The organism is Streptomyces sp. Xyl84 (assembly GCF_059731885.1).
In genome coordinates, this window is the sequence record NZ_AP029183.1 from 1349293 (window position 1) to 1366025 (window position 16733).

17 protein-coding genes are annotated in these 16733 nt (G+C 73.6%); 10 read left to right on the forward strand and 7 right to left on the reverse strand.

Translation table 11 applies throughout. From position 1 onward, the window contains the following. Window positions 1-63: 63 nt before the first annotated feature. On the forward strand, window positions 64-474 hold the full coding sequence (locus AC6I72_RS37290; RefSeq protein WP_498006205.1) for an SRPBCC family protein: 411 nt from the start codon (window positions 64-66) through the stop codon (window positions 472-474). Here AC6I72_RS37290 and AC6I72_RS37295 read toward each other — a convergent pair. Further along, the gene (locus AC6I72_RS37295; protein ID WP_498006206.1) at window positions 449-856 is read right to left on the reverse strand and encodes a winged helix-turn-helix transcriptional regulator; all 408 of its coding nucleotides are present in this window, start codon (window positions 854-856) and stop codon (window positions 449-451) included. The two genes, AC6I72_RS37290 and AC6I72_RS37295, sit on opposite strands and share 26 nt — an antisense overlap. A gap of 96 nt (window positions 857-952) precedes the next feature. Here AC6I72_RS37295 and AC6I72_RS37300 point away from each other — a divergent pair, with 96 nt between their 5' ends. Continuing rightward, window positions 953-1834 carry an NAD(P)-dependent oxidoreductase gene (locus AC6I72_RS37300; protein ID WP_498006208.1) on the forward strand — a complete coding sequence of 294 codons (882 nt, stop codon included), beginning with the start codon at window positions 953-955 and terminating at the stop codon, window positions 1832-1834. Between the two features lie 107 nt (window positions 1835-1941). On the opposite strand, the gene AC6I72_RS37305 is transcribed toward AC6I72_RS37300, so the two are convergent. Further along, entirely contained in the window at window positions 1942-2958 is a 1017-nt protein-coding gene (locus AC6I72_RS37305) for an NAD(P)H-binding protein (RefSeq protein ID WP_498006465.1), read from the reverse strand. Window positions 2959-3156: 198 nt separating this feature from the next. Here AC6I72_RS37305 and AC6I72_RS37310 point away from each other — a divergent pair, with 198 nt between their 5' ends. The 3 genes from AC6I72_RS37310 to AC6I72_RS37320 all read left to right on the forward strand — a co-directional run bounded on the left by AC6I72_RS37310 (window position 3157) and on the right by AC6I72_RS37320 (window position 7203). Next, window positions 3157-3651, forward strand: coding sequence for a MarR family winged helix-turn-helix transcriptional regulator (locus tag AC6I72_RS37310; RefSeq protein WP_498001593.1), 495 nt, complete (start codon window positions 3157-3159; stop codon window positions 3649-3651). Between the two features lie 85 nt (window positions 3652-3736). Beyond that, on the forward strand, window positions 3737-6238 hold the full coding sequence (locus AC6I72_RS37315) for an MFS transporter (protein ID WP_498006209.1): 2502 nt from the start codon (window positions 3737-3739) through the stop codon (window positions 6236-6238). Between the two features lie 143 nt (window positions 6239-6381). After that, window positions 6382-7203: a YceI family protein gene (locus AC6I72_RS37320; protein WP_498006211.1), complete on the forward strand. Its 822-nt coding sequence runs from the start codon at window positions 6382-6384 to the stop codon at window positions 7201-7203. A gap of 115 nt (window positions 7204-7318) precedes the next feature. Here AC6I72_RS37320 and AC6I72_RS37325 read toward each other — a convergent pair whose 3' ends face one another. Then, the gene (locus AC6I72_RS37325; protein WP_498006212.1) at window positions 7319-7876 is read right to left on the reverse strand and encodes a YcxB family protein; all 558 of its coding nucleotides are present in this window, start codon (window positions 7874-7876) and stop codon (window positions 7319-7321) included. A 357-nt stretch (window positions 7877-8233) separates the two neighbouring features. Here AC6I72_RS37325 and AC6I72_RS37330 point away from each other — a divergent pair, with 357 nt between their 5' ends. Next, window positions 8234-8674 carry an ASCH domain-containing protein gene (locus tag AC6I72_RS37330; protein ID WP_498006214.1) on the forward strand — a complete coding sequence of 147 codons (441 nt, stop codon included), beginning with the start codon at window positions 8234-8236 and terminating at the stop codon, window positions 8672-8674. 200 nt (window positions 8675-8874) lie between these two features. Here the strand turns inward: AC6I72_RS37330 and AC6I72_RS37335 are convergent, their stop codons facing one another. From AC6I72_RS37335 to AC6I72_RS37345, 3 genes are all read right to left on the reverse strand, one after another. Continuing rightward, window positions 8875-10620 (reverse strand): M48 family metalloprotease, encoded by a 1746-nt coding sequence (locus AC6I72_RS37335; protein WP_498006216.1) that lies wholly within the window; start codon window positions 10618-10620, stop codon window positions 8875-8877. Beyond that, window positions 10617-11246 (reverse strand): hypothetical protein, encoded by a 630-nt coding sequence (locus tag AC6I72_RS37340; protein ID WP_498006218.1) that lies wholly within the window; start codon window positions 11244-11246, stop codon window positions 10617-10619. The genes AC6I72_RS37335 and AC6I72_RS37340 overlap by 4 nt, the downstream gene beginning before the upstream one ends. A gap of 630 nt (window positions 11247-11876) precedes the next feature. Next, a complete protein-coding gene (locus tag AC6I72_RS37345) occupies window positions 11877-12275 on the reverse strand; it encodes a VOC family protein (RefSeq protein ID WP_498006219.1) in 399 nt (132 codons plus the stop codon). A 173-nt stretch (window positions 12276-12448) separates the two neighbouring features. Between AC6I72_RS37345 and AC6I72_RS37350 the strand changes: the two genes are divergently transcribed. The 4 genes from AC6I72_RS37350 (at window position 12449) to AC6I72_RS37365 (ending at window position 16344) form a co-directional block, all read left to right on the forward strand. Then, window positions 12449-13120: a TetR/AcrR family transcriptional regulator gene (locus AC6I72_RS37350; RefSeq protein WP_498006221.1), complete on the forward strand. Its 672-nt coding sequence runs from the start codon at window positions 12449-12451 to the stop codon at window positions 13118-13120. A gap of 476 nt (window positions 13121-13596) precedes the next feature. Beyond that, the gene (locus AC6I72_RS37355; protein ID WP_498006223.1) at window positions 13597-14973 is read left to right on the forward strand and encodes an MBL fold metallo-hydrolase; all 1377 of its coding nucleotides are present in this window, start codon (window positions 13597-13599) and stop codon (window positions 14971-14973) included. Between the two features lie 142 nt (window positions 14974-15115). Next, window positions 15116-15478 (forward strand): rhodanese-like domain-containing protein, encoded by a 363-nt coding sequence (locus AC6I72_RS37360; RefSeq protein ID WP_498006224.1) that lies wholly within the window; start codon window positions 15116-15118, stop codon window positions 15476-15478. Then, entirely contained in the window at window positions 15475-16344 is an 870-nt protein-coding gene (locus tag AC6I72_RS37365; RefSeq protein WP_498006225.1) for a sulfite exporter TauE/SafE family protein, read from the forward strand. Before AC6I72_RS37360 ends, AC6I72_RS37365 begins: the two co-directional genes overlap by 4 nt. 30 nt (window positions 16345-16374) lie before the next feature. Here AC6I72_RS37365 and AC6I72_RS37370 read toward each other — a convergent pair whose 3' ends face one another. After that, window positions 16375-16656, reverse strand: a complete 282-nt coding sequence (locus AC6I72_RS37370) for a metal-sensitive transcriptional regulator (RefSeq protein WP_498006467.1) — start codon at window positions 16654-16656, stop codon at window positions 16375-16377. Between the last annotated feature and the right edge of the window lie 77 nt (window positions 16657-16733).

The following is a 16733-nucleotide window of genomic DNA, read 5'->3' on the forward strand; positions in this document are numbered from 1 at the left end:
CGGCCCGGTCCCTGTCTGATTCGTTCAAGAGGACGGTGCCGGCGGCCCGCTACCGTGACTGCCATGAACAGCACCGGCAACGCATCACGCCACCTCAGCGTCCGCATCGACCGCGGCGTCGAGGACGTCTACGCGTACGCGTCGGACCCGGCCAACCTGCCCGCGTGGGCCGAGGGGCTGGGAGATTCCATCGAGGAGACCGATGGCCGATGGGTCGCGCCGTCCTCCCCCATGGGGCGGGTGGAGGTCGCCTTCACGCCACGCAACGAGCTGGGCGTGCTCGACCACGACGTCACCCTGCCCTCGGGGGAGACCGTCCACAACCCGGTCCGGGTGATCGCCGACGGCACGGGCAGCGAGGTGGTGTTCACCCTCCGCCGCCGGCCGGGGACGAGCGACGACGACTTCGAGCGGGACGCCGGCATGGTCGCCGCCGACCTCGCCCGGCTCAAGAAGCTGATGGAGTCCGCCTGACCTCCTGCCGCGGCACATCCCGGCCGGCCTCCTCGTCCCGGCCGGAAGGGGCCGGCCGCTCCCGGCCCCAGGCGGCCAGCGGCCCGAGCGCGTCGTTGAGGCGCGTGCCGTCCTCGGTCAGCGAGTACTCGACCCGGGGCGGCACCTCGTCGTAGCAGACGCGGCGCACCACCCCGTCCGCCTCCAGCTCGCGCAGGTGAGAGGCCAGCACCTTCTCGGTGATCCCCGGCAGCAGCCGGCGCAGCTCGCCGAAGCGACGGCAGGGGTGCTCGTGCAGCGCCCAGAGGATCAGCACCTTCCACTTGCCGCCGATCACCTCCATGGCGGTGTCGATGCCGCAGACGTGGCCGCCTGCCGTGCCGGGCCGGTTCAGCGTCGTCATGCCCCACCCCTCTGACGTGCTCGCTCACCCCGGGGTAACCACCCACTCCCAAGTGCGTACTTGATCACCTCCGGGCGGGAGACCAGCCTAACCGCCATGACACACACCCCTGTTGAGAAGACTCCCCTCACCCTGCTGGGCCTCGGGGCCATGGGCACCGCGCTCGCCCGCACCTGGCTCGCCGCGGGCCACCCCCTCACCGTCTGGAACCGCACCCCGGCCCGCGCCGCGGCACTCGCCGCCGAGGGTGCGAGGGTCGCGGACACCGCCGCCGAGGCGGTCGCGGCGAACACCCTGGTCGTCGTCTGCCTGCTGGACGACACCTCGGTCGGCGAGGTGCTGGCCGGCACCGACCTGACCGGTCGGGACGTGGTCAACCTGACCACCGGCACCCCCGCCCAGGCCCGCGCCCGCGCCGGCTGGGCCCGCGAGCGCGGTGCCCGCTACCTGGACGGCGGGATCATGGCCGTCCCTCCGATGATCGGTGTCCCCGAGGCGGGCGGCTACGTCTTCTACAGCGGCTCGCGGGAACTGATCGAGCGGCACCAGGAGACCCTGAGCGTCCCGGCCGGCACGACCTACGTCGGCGAGGACGCGGGCTTCGCGGCCCTGCACGACGTGGCGCTGCTCAGCGCGATGTACGGGATGTTCGCCGGTGCCGCGCACGCCTTCGCCCTGATCCGCAAGGAGGACATCGACCCCGTGGCGTTCGCCCCGCTGCTGGCCGACTGGCTCGCGGCGATGGCCCCGGCGCTCCACCAGACCGCCGCCCGGTTGCGCAGCGGCGACTACACCGAGGGCGTCGTCTCCAGCCTGGCCATGCAGGTGGCCGGCACGCCGACCTTCCTGAGCACCGCCGAGCAGCAGGGGGCCAGCCCCGAACTGCTCGCCCCCTACTTCCGGTTGATGCGCCGCCGCCTGGCCGAGGGCAGCGGCGAGGAGGACCTGACGGGGGTGGTCGACCTGCTGGTGCGCTGACCGGCCAGCGGCCGGCGCGGCCCGGCCGGGTGCTGGTCACGGTCCCCGGCGGAGACGCTGTGGCCGGACCCTGCGCGGCATCGGCCGGTCCCCGCGGTCGCGGCGGGTCACCGGAAGGCCGCGTCGTTGCGTGCCGCCCACTGGGCGATGGTACGGGGCGGGCGGCCCAGGAGCCGTTCGACGTCCGGGCCGACGCGCCGCAGACCGGGTGAGGGCGCGCCCAGGATGTCGAGGGTGCGTTCCACGAGCGGCTCGGGCATGAACCGCGCCATCTCCGCCCTGGCCTCGGACCGGCTCTGCTCGGCGAACCGCACCGGCTCGCCCAGCGCGGCTCCGATCGCGGCCGTCTGCTCCCGTGGGGAGACCGCTGCCGGCCCGGTCAGCTCGTAGACGTTGCCGGTGTGGGCGGGGTCCGTCAGCGCGGCGGCCGCGACGCCGGCGATGTCGGCCGGGTCGACCGTCGGCAGCGCCACGTCCCCGAACGGGGCTGTCACCGTGCGGTGTCCGCGCACCGCGGCGGCCCACCGCAACGTGTTGGAGTGGAAGCCCCCCGGCCGCAGCATGGTCCACTCCAGGCCCGACCGCGTGACCGCGTCCTCCAGCCCGGAGGTGTGGTCGCCGGTGCTGACACCCTGCGAGGACAGCAGGACGATCTGCCGGACACCACCGGCACGGACGGCCTCCACGACGTCCGGGAGGCTGCCGCCGGCTGCCACGAAGTCGCCGGAGGTCAGCAGGAACAGCGCCTCGGCTCCGTCGAGGGCGGGTCCGAGGCCGCTGCGCGGTTTCGCACGACGACCGGGGGACGCCGCGGGAGATCTACTTCTGGGGCTGGTCCGGAGACTGAGGGTTCCGCCGGTTCCGGAGCGCGGTCGCTCCCGGCGGTGCGTGTTGATGCCTGCGGCGGGCGTCGCTTCCGGCGGTCCGCTTCGCTTCCGTCGGTGGGCGTCGCTTCCGGCGGTCCGCGTCGCTCCCCGCGGTCCGTGTCGCTTCCGCGGTCCGCTTCCGCCGCACCGTTGCCGCTTGGGCAGGCAGGGCGGCGCGACCGGCCGGTACGGATCCCCTCGACCCGGCGGCCACCGGGGCCCGGTGTCGAGCGTGCGGCGCCGCGGGGCGCGCCGCAGCCGGCCTCACGGGCGGGCCCCCACGGGCGGGCCCCCACGAGCCGGCGCCTCGGACCGGTCGCCGACCGGGGTCATCGACGACGTTTACCTTCGCAATGTTTGCCTTTGCCAAGGTTTTGCGCCGCACGGGCCGATTTGGGTGCCCGAGGCAATTAACCACCTCTATGGTTGTTACAAGCAACGATTACGGGAGGTGCGGTGGCCGAGCGGGCGCAGTACGAGGAGCTTGCGCGTCAGCTCAGCGCCGTCGGCGCCGTGAAACGGGACCTGGGGCGGATCCTGCCGTCCGACTGCCCGGCCGGCTCCGCCGCCGTGCTGACCCTGCTGGGGCGTCACGGCGAGATGCGCATGAGCAAGCTCGCCGAGCTGCTCGCCGTGGACCTGTCGGTGACCAGCCGGCACGTCGCGCACGTCGCCGCCCGCGGCTGGATCGACCGGCTGCCCGATCCGGCGGACAAGCGCTCGCGCATCCTGCGCCTGACGCCCGCGGGTCTGGACCGGCTCGACGACCTGTCCCGGCGGACCACGCACCTGCTCGCGGAGCGGCTGAGCGACTGGACCGACGACGAGGTCGGCCAGCTGATCGGGCTGATGACCCGGCTGCGCGCCAGTTTCGGCGACTGCCGGTCCGCCCCGGTCCGGCTCCCCGGGCCCGTACTCGAAGAGACCACCCGTACACCCGCAAGCACGTAAGTAAAGGAAGCCCATGGCAACGACCACACCAGCCGGTGTGCGGGCTCACGCCAGGCACGGGGGCGCCTCCCCGGACGGCGCTCCGATGTCGCACCGTCAGATCATGGAGGCGCTCTCCGGGCTGCTGCTCGGCCTGTTCGCCGCCATCCTGTCCTCGACGATCGTCACGAACGCACTGCCGACGATCATCAAGGACCTCGGCGGCGGCCAGTCGGCGTACACCTGGGTCGTCACCGCGGCGCTGCTCGCCATGACGGCCTCGGTGCCCCTGTGGGGCAAGCTCTCCGACCTGCTCAGCAAGAAGGCGCTCGTCCAGCTAGCCCTGGTGATCTACGTCGCGGGCTCGGTCATAGCGGGCCTGGCGCAGAACCCCGCCATGCTGATCACCGCGCGAGTCGTCCAGGGCCTGGGCGCGGGCGGCCTGTCCGCGCTGGTGCAGGTCATCATGGCCGCGATGATCGCGCCCCGTGAGCGCGGCCGCTACTCCGGCTACACCGGCGCGACGTTCGCCGTCGCCACCGTCGGCGGCCCGCTGCTCGGCGGTGTCATCACCGACACCTCCTGGCTGGGCTGGCGCTACTGCCTGTTCGTCGGCATCCCCTTCGCCCTGATCGCCCTGCTGGTGCTGCAGAAGACGCTGCACCTGCCGGTCGCCAAGCGCCAGGTCAAGGTCGACTGGGCCGGAGCCTTCTTCATCACCGCCGCGGCCTCGCTGCTGCTGCTCTGGGTCACCTTCGCGAACGACAAGTACGACTGGGTGTCGTGGCAGACGTTCACGATGGTGGGCGGCGTGATCGTCCTGGCGCTGCTGTTCGTGCTGGTGGAGACCAGGGCGAGCGCGCCGATCATCCCGCTGCGCCTGTTCCGCAACCGCACCATCGCGCTGGCCTCGCTCGCCTCGCTCTTCGTCGGTGTCGGCATGTACTCGGGCACCGTGTTCTTCTCGCAGTACTTCCAGCTGGCCCGCGACAAGACCCCGACCATGTCGGGCGTCATGACGATCCCGATGATCGGCGGCCTGTTCGTCGCCTCCATGGTCTCCGGCCAGATCATCACCCGCACCGGCCGCTGGAAGGCCTGGCTGGTGGCCGGCGGCGCGTGCCTGACCGCGGGCCTGGGCCTGCTGGGCAGCATGCGCTACGACACCCCGTACTGGCATCTGTCCCTCTACATGGCGCTGCTCGGCGTCGGCGTCGGCATGACGATGCAGAACCTGGTGCTGTCCACGCAGAACCAGGTCGCCCCGCAGGACCTCGGCTCGGCGTCGTCGACGGTCAGCTTCTTCCGCACCCTCGGCGGCGCGGTCGGCGTCGGCGTGCTCGGCTCGGTGATGTCGACCCGGATCAGCCACCACGCCAAGGACACCATCACGTCCCTGAGCCCGCACGCGCGGGCCGCCGCCGCCAAGGCGATGAGTTCCGGCGGCGAACTGCCCGACATGAACGCGCTCCCCTCCCCGGTGCGCACCTGGCTGGAGGGCGCCTACGGGCACGGCATCGCCGACGCCTTCTTCTACGCCGCGCCCTGCGCGTTCGTCGCCTTCCTCGTCGTCCTGTTCATCAAGGAGGTCCCGTTGCGCACCACCGGCGCCCTGGCCCAGGCCGCCCAGCAGCAGAACGCGGGCGAGGCCCCCGCGCCGGCCGCGGTGCCGGACGAGGCCGCCCGGACCCTCGCCGCCGCACCCGCCCCGGCCGAGACCACCGCCGAGCAGCGGGTGCCGAGCTGGGCCACCGCAGCGGCCACCACCGAACCCGGCCCGGAGAGCACCCAGCGCCTCGCGGCCGTCGCCACCCTGGCGCCGGGCGAACCGGCCCGGGAGAGCGGCGGCGGGATCCCCGTGCACGGCTACGTGCGCGGTGCGGAGAGCGCGCCGGTTCCGCAGGCCGCGGTCACGCTGATCTCGCTGGCGGGCCGCCAGCTCGGCCGCTCGGTCGCGCAGGGCGACGGCGCCTACGCGGTGGACGCGCCGGGTGCGGGTTCGTACGTGCTGATCGCTTCGGCGGACGGCTTCCAGCCGCAGGCGTCCACGATCGTCGTGAACGGCGAGCCGGTGGCGTACGACATCCTGCTCAGCGGCACCAGCGGACTGAGCGGCGTGGTGCGCTCCGCCGAGAGCGGGGCGCCGGTCAAGGACGCCATGGTGATCGTCACCGACGTGCGCGGCGACCTGCTGGCCACCGGGACCACCGGTGAGAACGGCGAGTTCTCCTTCGCCGAGCTGGTGCCGGGTGTGGTGACCGTGGCCGTGAACGCCGCCGGGCACCGGCCGCGCGCCCTGCCGCTGGAGGTGGGCGGAGCCGGGGTCACCCGGATCGAGATCGACCTCCAGGCCGGCGCGCAGCTCCAGGGCGTGGTCCGTGCCCCGCACGGTCCGCTCGCCGACGCCCGCGTGACGCTGGTCGACGCGGCGGGCAACGTGGTCGGTACCGCCACCACCGGTACGGACGGCGCGTACGCCTTCACCGATCTGGACAGCGGCGACTACACGGTCATCGCGACGGGCTACCCGCCGGCGGCGACCGCGCTGACCGTGGCCGGCCGCGGCGTCGACGGCCACGACATCGAACTCGCCCACCCCGGCGAGTAGCCGTCCACCGGCCCGCGGCAGCGGGGGCGCACGCTTTCGCCGACGAGCGGAGCGGCACACGCCCCCGGGCCGCGGGCCGGCTTCTTCCCCCACCCTTTTTCGTCACGCCTTACCAGCAGCGCTTTTCCAGGGAGTACACGTCGATGGGACTGACCGCGAGGATCCGCACCCGGGACGGATGGGCCGTGTCGCACGCGGTCGTCACGGTGACCGACATGACGGGCACGCAGGTGCTGCGCGCCGAGGCCGACCACGAGGGCGCCGTACGGGACACCACCGAACTGGCCCCCGGCGCCTACACCGTCATCGTCACGGCGGTCGGGTACGCGCCCGCCGCCTCCAGCGCGATCGTCACCGCGAGCGGCCGGGCCGAGGCGGGCACGGTGACACTCGCCCGCCAGGGCGGCACCGAACTGCCCCCGCCGGGACCGTGGACCATCGACCCGGCGCACTCCTCCGTCGCCGCCGTCGCACAGCACCTGGGCATCTCCAGCGTGCACGGCCGGTTCACCGAGTTCGGCGGCACCATCGAGATCGCGCCGGACGACGTCACCAAGTCCCGGGTCCGGGCCGTCATCCGGGCCGGCTCCATCGACACCGGCAACGCGATGCGCGACGGCCACCTGAAGTCCGCCGACTTCCTCGACGCGGAGCAGTACCCGGAGATCACCTACCGTTCCACCGCCGTGACCGTCGCCGGCCCGGACCGCTGGACGGTCGGCGGCGAACTGACCATGCACGGCGTCGTCCGCCCGGTCGACCTCGACCTCGCCTACCTCGGCACCGGCGCCGACCCCTGGGGCGGCACCCGCGCCGCCTTCCGCGCCACCACCGAACTGCGCCGCGAGGACTTCGCGATGAACTACAACCAGGTCCTCCAGGCCGGCATCGCCGCCATCGGCACCACCCTCAAGGTCGAACTCGACATCCAGGCCGTCCAGGGCGAATCGCTGCCGGCCGGCTGACCTCCGCGCGCCCCGCCGGGCGGCCCCGGCCGCACGCCGGCCCGCTCCCGCTCGGCACGGCCCAGGGGTGCGGCGCGAGGGTGCGGCGCGGGGGCCGGGTCCGTGTCCGCGCGCGTCAGACGCGGGTGGTGTGCCGGTCCAGGAGGGCCCGCAGCCGGTCGACGTCCTCGGCCGCGCTCAGGGCGTGTTTGGGCAGGACCTCCAGGCACATGATGCTGGGGTCCCGGCTGAGCAGGACGAAGTGCCCGCGTGTCTCCCGGTAGCCCCGGAGGACCGCCCACTTCTGGATGAGCGTGCTGTAGTCGCTCCTGGCGGTGATCCCGGCCGGCGAGACGGTGGTGCGGTACTCGCCCTGCCATCCGACGAGCCGCTGCACCTGGCCGGCCTGCAGCCGGGGGTAGCCGCCCACCACCAGGACGACGAACAGGAACAGGGCGGTGGAGACCACGTCGGCGCTGCCCCGGTGGACGGTGCCCACCAGCCATTGGCCCACCCACAGCACGAGGAACACGCTGCGGAGCACCAGCCCCCACCGCTTGATCCGCGCCCGGACCCGCAGGCCGACCAGTGTGTCGGCGGGCTGCGGGCGGTACACCAGCCGCACCGCCCCCTCCTCCACGGCATCGGCGGCGGCCTCCGCGCCGCCGCCGGTGACCGCGCTGTCCTCGGCCATGGGCCCTCCCCCTGTGAGACGATCCGGGGATCCTAGACCAGGATCAGGCTCGCGGCGCACGGCGGCTCCCGGCGCACGCTCGTCAGCGGTGACCGCAGGTCAGCGGCGATCTCGGACCGACGGTGACCGCAGGCCGGCCCTGACCGTCGGTCAGGAGCGGTGATCGCGGCGTGCGGGTCCTGGCGGGCGTCCGGCGGCAGGCGGACCCTGACCGTCTCGTGCGCCGGGGAGCCGGCTCCGCCCGGTGAACCGCGTCCCGGCACGGAAGGCGTCGGCGGGACGTACCCCTTCCCCTCACCTGAGCCGGCCGGGGCCCGACGGGTTGATCGACGGGTGTGCGCTGCGTACGCTCGCCGGATGGCGCATGACGACCTTCCGGCCCTCGAACTCGCCTTCCCCGGACCGGAACGTGACCGCGGTGTGGCGGCGATCGTGAGCGGTCGAAAGACCGCGCTCACGGGCCTCCTGGAGATCTACGAGCACGCCCGGGAGCCGGTGCCGGCGCCCGGTCAGCGATTCTCGGTGCTCGATTCCGAAGGCCGTCCTGCCGTCACGATCGAACTCGTTGACGTGCGCGTCGTCCCCATGAAGGAGATCGACGACGACTTCGCGCTGGCCGAGGGACGCGGTTACTCCGGCGTGGCCGAATGGCGGGCCGCCCACGAGGAGTTCTTCCGGAGCGAGGGCGTGAGCGAGTACCTGGGGCGCACCCCGGTCGTCGACGACGACACTCTCGTCGTCGCGGAACGCTTCCGCGTGGTCGAACCCGGCGAAACGGCCGGTGACCCGCGGCCGTAGCGCCGCCGTGACCACCGTCCTCGGAGCGTTCCCCTCGGAGCCGCGAACAGAAAAAAACCCCGGCGGGCGGCGCCGGGCACGCGCTCTCGTCGCGTTGTCGGAAGGTTCCTGGTAGCTCCGCTACGAGGACCTTCCGGCGCCTTGCGATCGCACGCACCGGGCACCGCCCGCTGATCGGAACCCCCTTCTGTCCGCAGCTCTCAGCCGGCCCCGCCGCCCCGGCCGCGAAGACGGACCACCGCGGCGGAGGCGAGACCGGCGAGCGGGAAGGCGACCAGCAGCGCGAGCAGCGTGAGCGTCACGGTGCGGCCGGGGAAGAGGGACAGCAGGGGGGCGGCGCCGTGCAGCGACCGCCGCAGGAACTCGCGGGGCGGAAGGCCCAGCGTGTCCACTTCGACCCGCAGGCTGAACGCCCAGGACAGCACCAGCCCGAACACCGTCGCGCCCAGCGACGAACCGAGCAGCGACACGATCCGTGCCGACCGGGAGCCCCGCAGCGCCGGCCGCCACGCCAGGGCCGCCAGGGCCGTCCAGAGCACGCACACACAGCTCAGCAGGGTCAGCAGCCCCCACCACGCGAGGCGCGTCGGCAGCGGCAGACGGAATATGTACGGCCCCAGGAAGGCGTCCTGGTCGGTGAGGAGACCCGCGGCCGTCATGCCCGCGCCCGCGGCGGCACCGAACAGCTGGGATCTGAGCAGCGGGCGCGGGCCGTACCGTGCGAGCAGCGTCCGCCACACGCCCAGGGCCACCACGGCACCGGCGGGGACGGCCGCCACGGGCAGGGCCGTCATGGCCTCCAGGGGGAACGACCGCATGGCCGGCGGCACTCCTAGGTGCGCCAGGCCCAGCGAGACCTTCTTGAGCACCGGGGCCCAGGTGAGGCCGATGGTGAGACCCACGGCGAAGCACTGCCACACGCTCGGGGCCAGCGCCACCGCGGGATCGGCGATGGCCCGGCGGCGTGCCGCGGGCAGGGGGTGGAAGGCGAGCAGCCGGCGCAACCACGGCCGCCCCCACGGCTTCTGACGGCCGCTCGCCCCGCGCTCGCCGCCGTCCTGGGCCGCCTCGGCGGCCGCGAGCACGGCGAGCAGCGGTTTCCCGCTGCCGTTCCAGCGTGCCGCGCGGACGTCGGCGAACAACTCCCGTTCCCGCAGGACGGCGTTGTGGTTGAGAAGGACCACGGCCGCGAGGGCGATCAGCTGTCCCCAGAAACCGGCCCCGCCCAGCGGTGACCGGTCGACGCCGTCGACCTTGCCGTGGAAGAGGAACAGGAGGGGCAGCAGCAGAACCCCCACGAACACCCGCCAGAGAATCACCGTGAGGTAGCTGACGTCGAGGTCGCCGCCGCGGACGTGGGCCAGTTCGTGGAGCACGATGGCACGGAACGCGGGCCGGTCGGTCACGGCGAGCGCCAGCAGTCCCCGGTTGAGCACGACGCGGCGGGCGCCCACGTGTCCGAAGGCGAGGCCGCCGATCCCGGGGTTGAGCGGGTCGGCGAGAAACCGCACCCGGACGCCGGCGGTCCGCGCCAGGCGGGAGAGTTCCCGGCTCAGCTCCGGCATCCGGTCGATGCGGACGAGGCCGCGGCGCAGGACGATCACGTAGGGCGTGAGCCCGTACAGGAGCAGGCATCCGGCCCCGACCACGACGAGGACGGCCAGTTCCGGTGGGACCGGCAGCGGGTCGGGCGGTATCAGGCAGTCGTCGTGGTACGCCATGAACGTGGCGAGTCTGCTGTTCGCGTCCGGGCCCCGTACGGCGGCGAACAGCATCGCGCTGCAGCGGCTCGACGTCATGAGCGGGCTCGGCGGAACGGCGTCGGCCAGCAGGGCGGCGAGGTCGGCGGCGGCCGCCACGACACAGACGGCCATCAGCACGAACCGCGGCCACAGCGCACCAGGCACCGCGAAGGGATCGGCGGCCGCGACGGGCCGCCGGTTCACTCCTGCACCTGCCGGCCCATCGCGAGCCGGCCCACGATGGCCGCCGCCATCAGCTCCGCCTGAGTGTGCTGCACGCCCAGCCTCTTCGCCTCGCGGTAGGCGACATCGCAGATCTGCCGCAACACAGCCTGGTCCAGCGCCACTTCGTCGGTCGGAAGACGGCCGGCCGCCCCGCCTCCGGCCGCATCCGCCCCGGCGGCCCCGTCACCACCACCCGTCGCGGCACCTCCCGCCCCGGCACCCCCCGCCGTGCCGCCGCCCGCCTCGCCCTCGGCGGCCCCGGCGCCCTGGCCGCGCTGACCCGGGCGCAGCTTGTCGAACAGACGTTTGATCCATTCGCCCAGCACTCCCGACGATTCCTCGCGGGCCGCCTGCACCGTCTGCGCCGCCAGGAAAGTCACGACCGCCTGGGTCGTGCCCAGGGCGGTCATGGTCAGCGCCGACACCGAATCGCCCAGGCCGAAGCCCAGCATGTCGTCGGTCCTCCGGTTCCGCCGGCCCCGCCGCGGCCGCCGGAAGTACACCGCGGCCGTCGTCTCCAGCAGCCAGAGTTCCTCGGGAGCCACCGCCTCGACCGCGCACCGCGCCAGCAGGACGACGTCCTCCTGCCCCCACGTCCGTCCCATCGCACCCCCGGATCCTCGGTCACGGATTGCCGGCGGGACCCGCCCCGCCCGGTGAGGTCCGACGGATACCGACGGTTCCGAGGGAGCCCGACGGAACCCGACGGTTCCGAGGGCGCCCGACCGGTCCCCACGGTCTCGACCGATCCCCACGGATCTCAACCGGTCACCATGGAGCCCACCGGAGCAGAACGGATCATCCGACCGCAGTCATAGTGCGGTACGCCGCCGGGACGGCGCAGCCGTTTCACCGAAGACCGACCTGATCCAGCTCAAGACCGGCAAGGCGCGCCCGCACGCGCACGAGGAGGTGGCTCCACGGCGGACCCGAGTCCCCCTCGGGCCGGCCCGGGACGCTGCGCGGGCGCCGGAAAGCCGTGCGGGGCGGCTCTCCGCTCACGCCCACTGCCGGGGCGGGCGGTGCGCTCACCCGCCGACCGGGCGACCGGGGTCGCGGCGCACGTACGCTCGACGCCCCCCCGTTCCGTCCACTCCGGCCGGCTCGCCCCTCACAGGGCGCTCGGCCCCCGCTGGTTGTGGGACGTCGGTGGCGCTGAGCGTGCGGGTGCCGGTGACGGGCTGCCGGATTCTCGGCGGTGATGCGCGGGGCAGGTGTGGTGATGCGGTGGGCGGTCAGGTGTTCTCGGCGGCGGCCGGGGCGGCCCACTCGACGAACTGGACGATCACGCCGTTGGGGTCGGCGACCTGGAAGAGGCGTTCGCCCCAGGGCTCCTCACGCAGCGGCATGACGATCTCGACGCCCTCCGCGCGCAGCCGCTTCTCCTCCTGTTCGAGGCCGGTGGTGGTGAAGGCGAGGATCAGGCCGGAGGCGCGCTGGTCGCGCTGGCCGGCCGGCAGCACCTCGGTGCCTCGGGCGAGCAGGACGATGTCCACCGCGGCGTCGTCGCGCGACAGCGAGGCGAATCCCTCGGCGGCGGCCTGCTCGACGTAGCCGAGGTGGGTGGTGAAGAACCGCTGGGACGCGGCGACGTCGTCGACGGTGAGCGAGGCGGTGGACGCGGTGATGTGCAAAGTGCTTCTCCTCATGGGGTCCGGGGGCGACGGGACGGGTTTCCGGGGCGGACGAACGGGCGGATCGCAGCGCCCACCCGCTCTTCGCTCCGAAGAACTTACGACGGGGGTAAAGTTAGCCCCGTTCACTTCGGGGAGTCAATATAAAAATGCTACGAGGGTAAGATTGCGCCATGTCTACTGACGCGCACCCCTCCGAAGCCGCCGTGCCTCCCCCTCCTCCCGTCGGCCTGCGGGAATCCAAGAAGCAGGAGACGCGGCAGCTCATCTCCGACGTGGCCACCGGCTTGTTCCTCGCCCAGGGGTTCGAGCGGACCACCATCGCCGAGATCGCCGCCGCCGCGCGGGTGGCGAAGAAGACGGTGACCAACTACTTCCCGCGCAAGGAGGACCTCGCCCTGGACCACCAGGACGTCTTCGTCACCTCCCTGGCCGCGACGGTGACCGGCCGTCAGCCCGGTGAGCCGGCCCTGTCGGCCCTGCGCCGTGCCTTCGCCGACGCGGTCGCGGACGCCGACCCGGTCGCCGGGTTCTCCGGCCCCGGCTTCGCCCGCATGGTCGCCGACAGTCCGACTCTCTCCGCCCGTCTGCGTGACCTGCACGACCTGCGGGAGGCGGCTCTGGCCGACGCGTTGGCGGACGCCACCGGCGCACCCCGCGGCGACGTCACCCCCCGCACCGCCGCCGCCCTGCTCGGCGCCGTGCACCGCACCCTGTTCCAGCGCATCCAGGAACTCACCCTCACCGGCCAGGACAACACCCGGATCTCGGCCACCGTCACCGCGGAGGCGGACAGCGCCTTCGGCCTGCTGGAGCCTTCGCTCGCCGCCTACGCAGCAGCCTGAGCCGCCCGCCGGCTCCGCACCGCCCTCGACCCCCGGCCCCGGGGCCTGAGAACGCTCACCGTCCTCACGGCCGGCTGGGTGCGGCTCGCCCCGGTGGCCTCCCGGTCTGCCCTCACGCGCTGACCTGCCTCACGGCGTCGGTCGGTCTTCAATTTTCCCGGAAATGAAGCGCCTTGAGGAACTGACCGGCCTGCGCGCCGGCTTCTCCACGGCGCCGGCTTTTTCCGGCGGGCTGCTCAGCCCCCTCTTCTGCGGCTGAGGCATCGCGCGCGCGCCTCCCCTTCCCCTCCCTCTCCGCGGCTCGCGCCACCAGTGCGGTGCCGGCCCGCTCCTGTCCTCGGTGGACACCTGTCCGGCGCACCTCCCTGACCGATGCCCCGTCTGCCTCTCGTATACCCCCCGGGGTACCGATGTCCCTCTGTTAGAGTGGTTTGCAGATACCCCCGGGGGTACTTTGCGAGAGAGGAGTCGCAGTCGTGTTCTTCGTCGACACCCTGGAGATCGAGGGTCTGGGAAACCGCAGCCACCTGGCCGGCGGTGCCGGAACCGCGCTGGTGGTGGACCCGCCGCGCGACATCGATCAGGTCATCACCGCGGCCGCCCGGCGCGGGGTGCGCATCGCCCTGGTGGCCGAGACCCACGTGCACAACGACTACGTCAGCGGCGGTCTGGAGCTGGCCCGCGTGACCGGGGCCCGCTATCTGGTGCCGGCCGGGGCGTCCGTGGCCTTCACCCGGACCCCGGTCACCGACGGCGACACGTATGCGGTCGATGACGGCCTGACCGTGCGGGCGATCGCCACTCCCGGCCACACCCCGCACCACACGTCGTACGTCCTCGCCGAGGGCGGCCGGGAGGTCGCGGTCTTCACCGGCGGGTCCCTGCTGATCGGCACCGTGGGCCGCCCGGACCTGGTCGACCCCCGGCTGACCGGACAACTCGCCCGCGCCCAGCACTCCTCCGCGCACCGCCTCGCCGACGAGCTGGACGACGAGGTCGCGGTGCTGCCCACCCACGGCTTCGGCAGCTTCTGCTCCGCGGCCTCGGCCGAGGGCGCGGCGACCACGATCGGCGAGGAGCGCGCCCGCAACGCCGTGCTGACCCAGGACGTGGACACTTTCGTCGCCGGACTCCTGAGCGGACTGGAAGACGTTCCGGCCTACTACGCGCACATGAGCCCGGCCAACGCCGCCGGTCCCGCGCCGGTCGACCTCACCGCGCCGGAGCCCGCGGACGCCGAGGAGATCGCCTCCCGGCTGGCCGCGGGGGAGTGGGTGGTGGACCTGCGCAACCGCGTCGCCTTCGCGCAGGGGCACGTCGCCGGATCCGTCAACTTCGAGGGCGACGGCAAACTCGCCACGTATCTCGCCTGGCTGATGCCCTGGGGCAAACCGGTCACCCTTCTGGCCGAGACGCCCGAGCAGGTCGCCGAGGCGCAGCGCGAGCTGGTCCGGGTCGGCATCGACCGCCCGGCGGCCGCCGCCACCGGCGAGGCGGCCGAGTGGATCCGCCCGGGCGAGCGGCTCGCCTCCTTCCCGCGTGCCCGCTTCGCCGACCTCGCCGAGGCGCGCGAGCGCGGCGAGCGGGTCGTGGTGCTGGACGTGCGGCGCGACGCCGAGCGTGCGCGCGGATCCGTCGGCGGATCCGTCCACATCCCGGTCCACGCACTGCCCCACCGCATCGGTGAGGTGCCGGACGGGGTGGTGTGGGTGCACTGCGCCGGCGGTGCGCGCGCGGCGATCGCCGCGTCGCTGCTCGACGCGGCGGGCCGTGCCGTGGTCGCGATCGACGACGGCTTCGACGCCGCGGCCGAGGCGGGACTGACCGCCCCCGCCCCCGAGAGCACCGGCTGAACGACGTCCCCGCACCCCAGGCACCCCGAGCACAACCACGCCACAGGCACCACAGGCACCACAGGCACAGCCCAAGGCGCATGTACCGTGCCGCGGCACCACCACCCGCACACCCGCACCACCCGCACGGAGTGATCAACCGATGTTCCCGTTTCTTCGCCGCGGCCCCGGCCGCCTCACCCCGGAACAGGCCCACGAGCGAACCAGCGACGGACGGGCGGTACTGCTCGATGTCCGCGAGACGCCGGAGTGGGACGCCGGTCACGCGCCGGACGCCGTGCACCTGCCGCTGAGCCGCCTGGCCGTGGTGAACGGTCTCCCGCCGGCGGTACGGGGCAGGCCGGTCGTCGCCGTCTGCCGCTCCGGCCGCCGCTCCCGGCGGGCCGCCGGGATACTCGCGGCCAGGGGCGTGGACGCCACGGACGTCACCGGTGGCATGACCGCCTGGGCCCGAGCGGGCCTGCCGGTCGTCGACGGCGGCGGCACCAGCGGTGTGGTGGCGTGAGCGCACTGGTCCTGGCCCTGACCGCCGGCGCGGTGGTCGGGCTCACGCTCGGCGCGCTCGGCGGGGGCGGCAGCGTCCTGGCGGTGCCCGCGCTGATCTACCTGCTCGGCTTCACCCCGGCCGCCGCCACCACCGCGAGCCTGATCATCGTCGCCGCCACCTCGCTCAGCGCCCTGTACGCCCACGCCCGTACCGGCAGCGTGCGGTGGAGGGCCGGCGGCCTGTTCGCGGCGGCCGGGCTCCTGCCCGCCGCCGCGGCCGGCGCCGCCGCCGCACGGCTGCCCCAGCCGGTACTGACCGCGGCGTTCGCCCTCGTCGCCGCCCTCGCCGCCGTGCGCATGCTCCGCCCCGCCCGGACGGCCGCCGGCGGAACGACCGCCCCCGCAACGACCCCAGCAGGGGCGGCGGACGCCCGGACGGCCCCCGCCCGGACGACAGCCGAACACACGACCACCGTCCGCACGTCGGCGGCACGGACGACCGCCGAGCGTACGACGGCGGTGCGGCCGGCGAGGGTCGCGGGCGCCGGGGCGGGGCTGGGCGCGCTGACCGGACTGCTCGGGGTCGGCGGCGGCTTCCTCGCCGTGCCCACCCTGGTCACGGTGCTGGCGTTCGAGATGCCGTACGCCGTCGGCACCAGTCTGCTGGTCATCTCGGCGGACTCCGTGGCCTCGCTCGCCACCCGCGGCGCCACCACGGCCGGTGTCGACTGGGCGGTGATCGCACCGTTCACCGGGGCCGCGATCCTCGGCGCCTGGGACGGCAGACGTCTGGCCGCCAAGGTCACCGGCGCCCTGCTGCGGCGGACCTTCGCCGTCCTGCTCCTCGCCGTGGCCGCGTTCATGCTCCTCGACGCCCTCACCTGACAGCCGCCGCAGCAGCGCGGCACCGCTTCGTCAGGCCAGCGACAGGAACAGCTTCTCCAGCCGGGCACGCATCTGCTCCCGGTCCTCCGACGCGGCCATGTCCGCATCGGTCAGGCAGCGCTGCAGCCCGGTGGCGATGATGGCGAAACCCGCCCTGTCCAGCGCACGCGAGGCGGCGGCCAGCTGCGTGACCACGTCCTCGCAGTCCCGCCCCTCCTCGATCATCCTGATCACCCCGGCGATCTGGCCCTGCGCCCGGCGCAGCCGGTTGACCACCGTCTTCAGTTCCTCGGCCGCCATCGCCAGTTCCACCACGAGCCACGCCCTTTCGTCATACCCCTCTGGGTATTCTAACGAAGGGGCGGACCCCGGAAGAGCAAAGGAAAGCC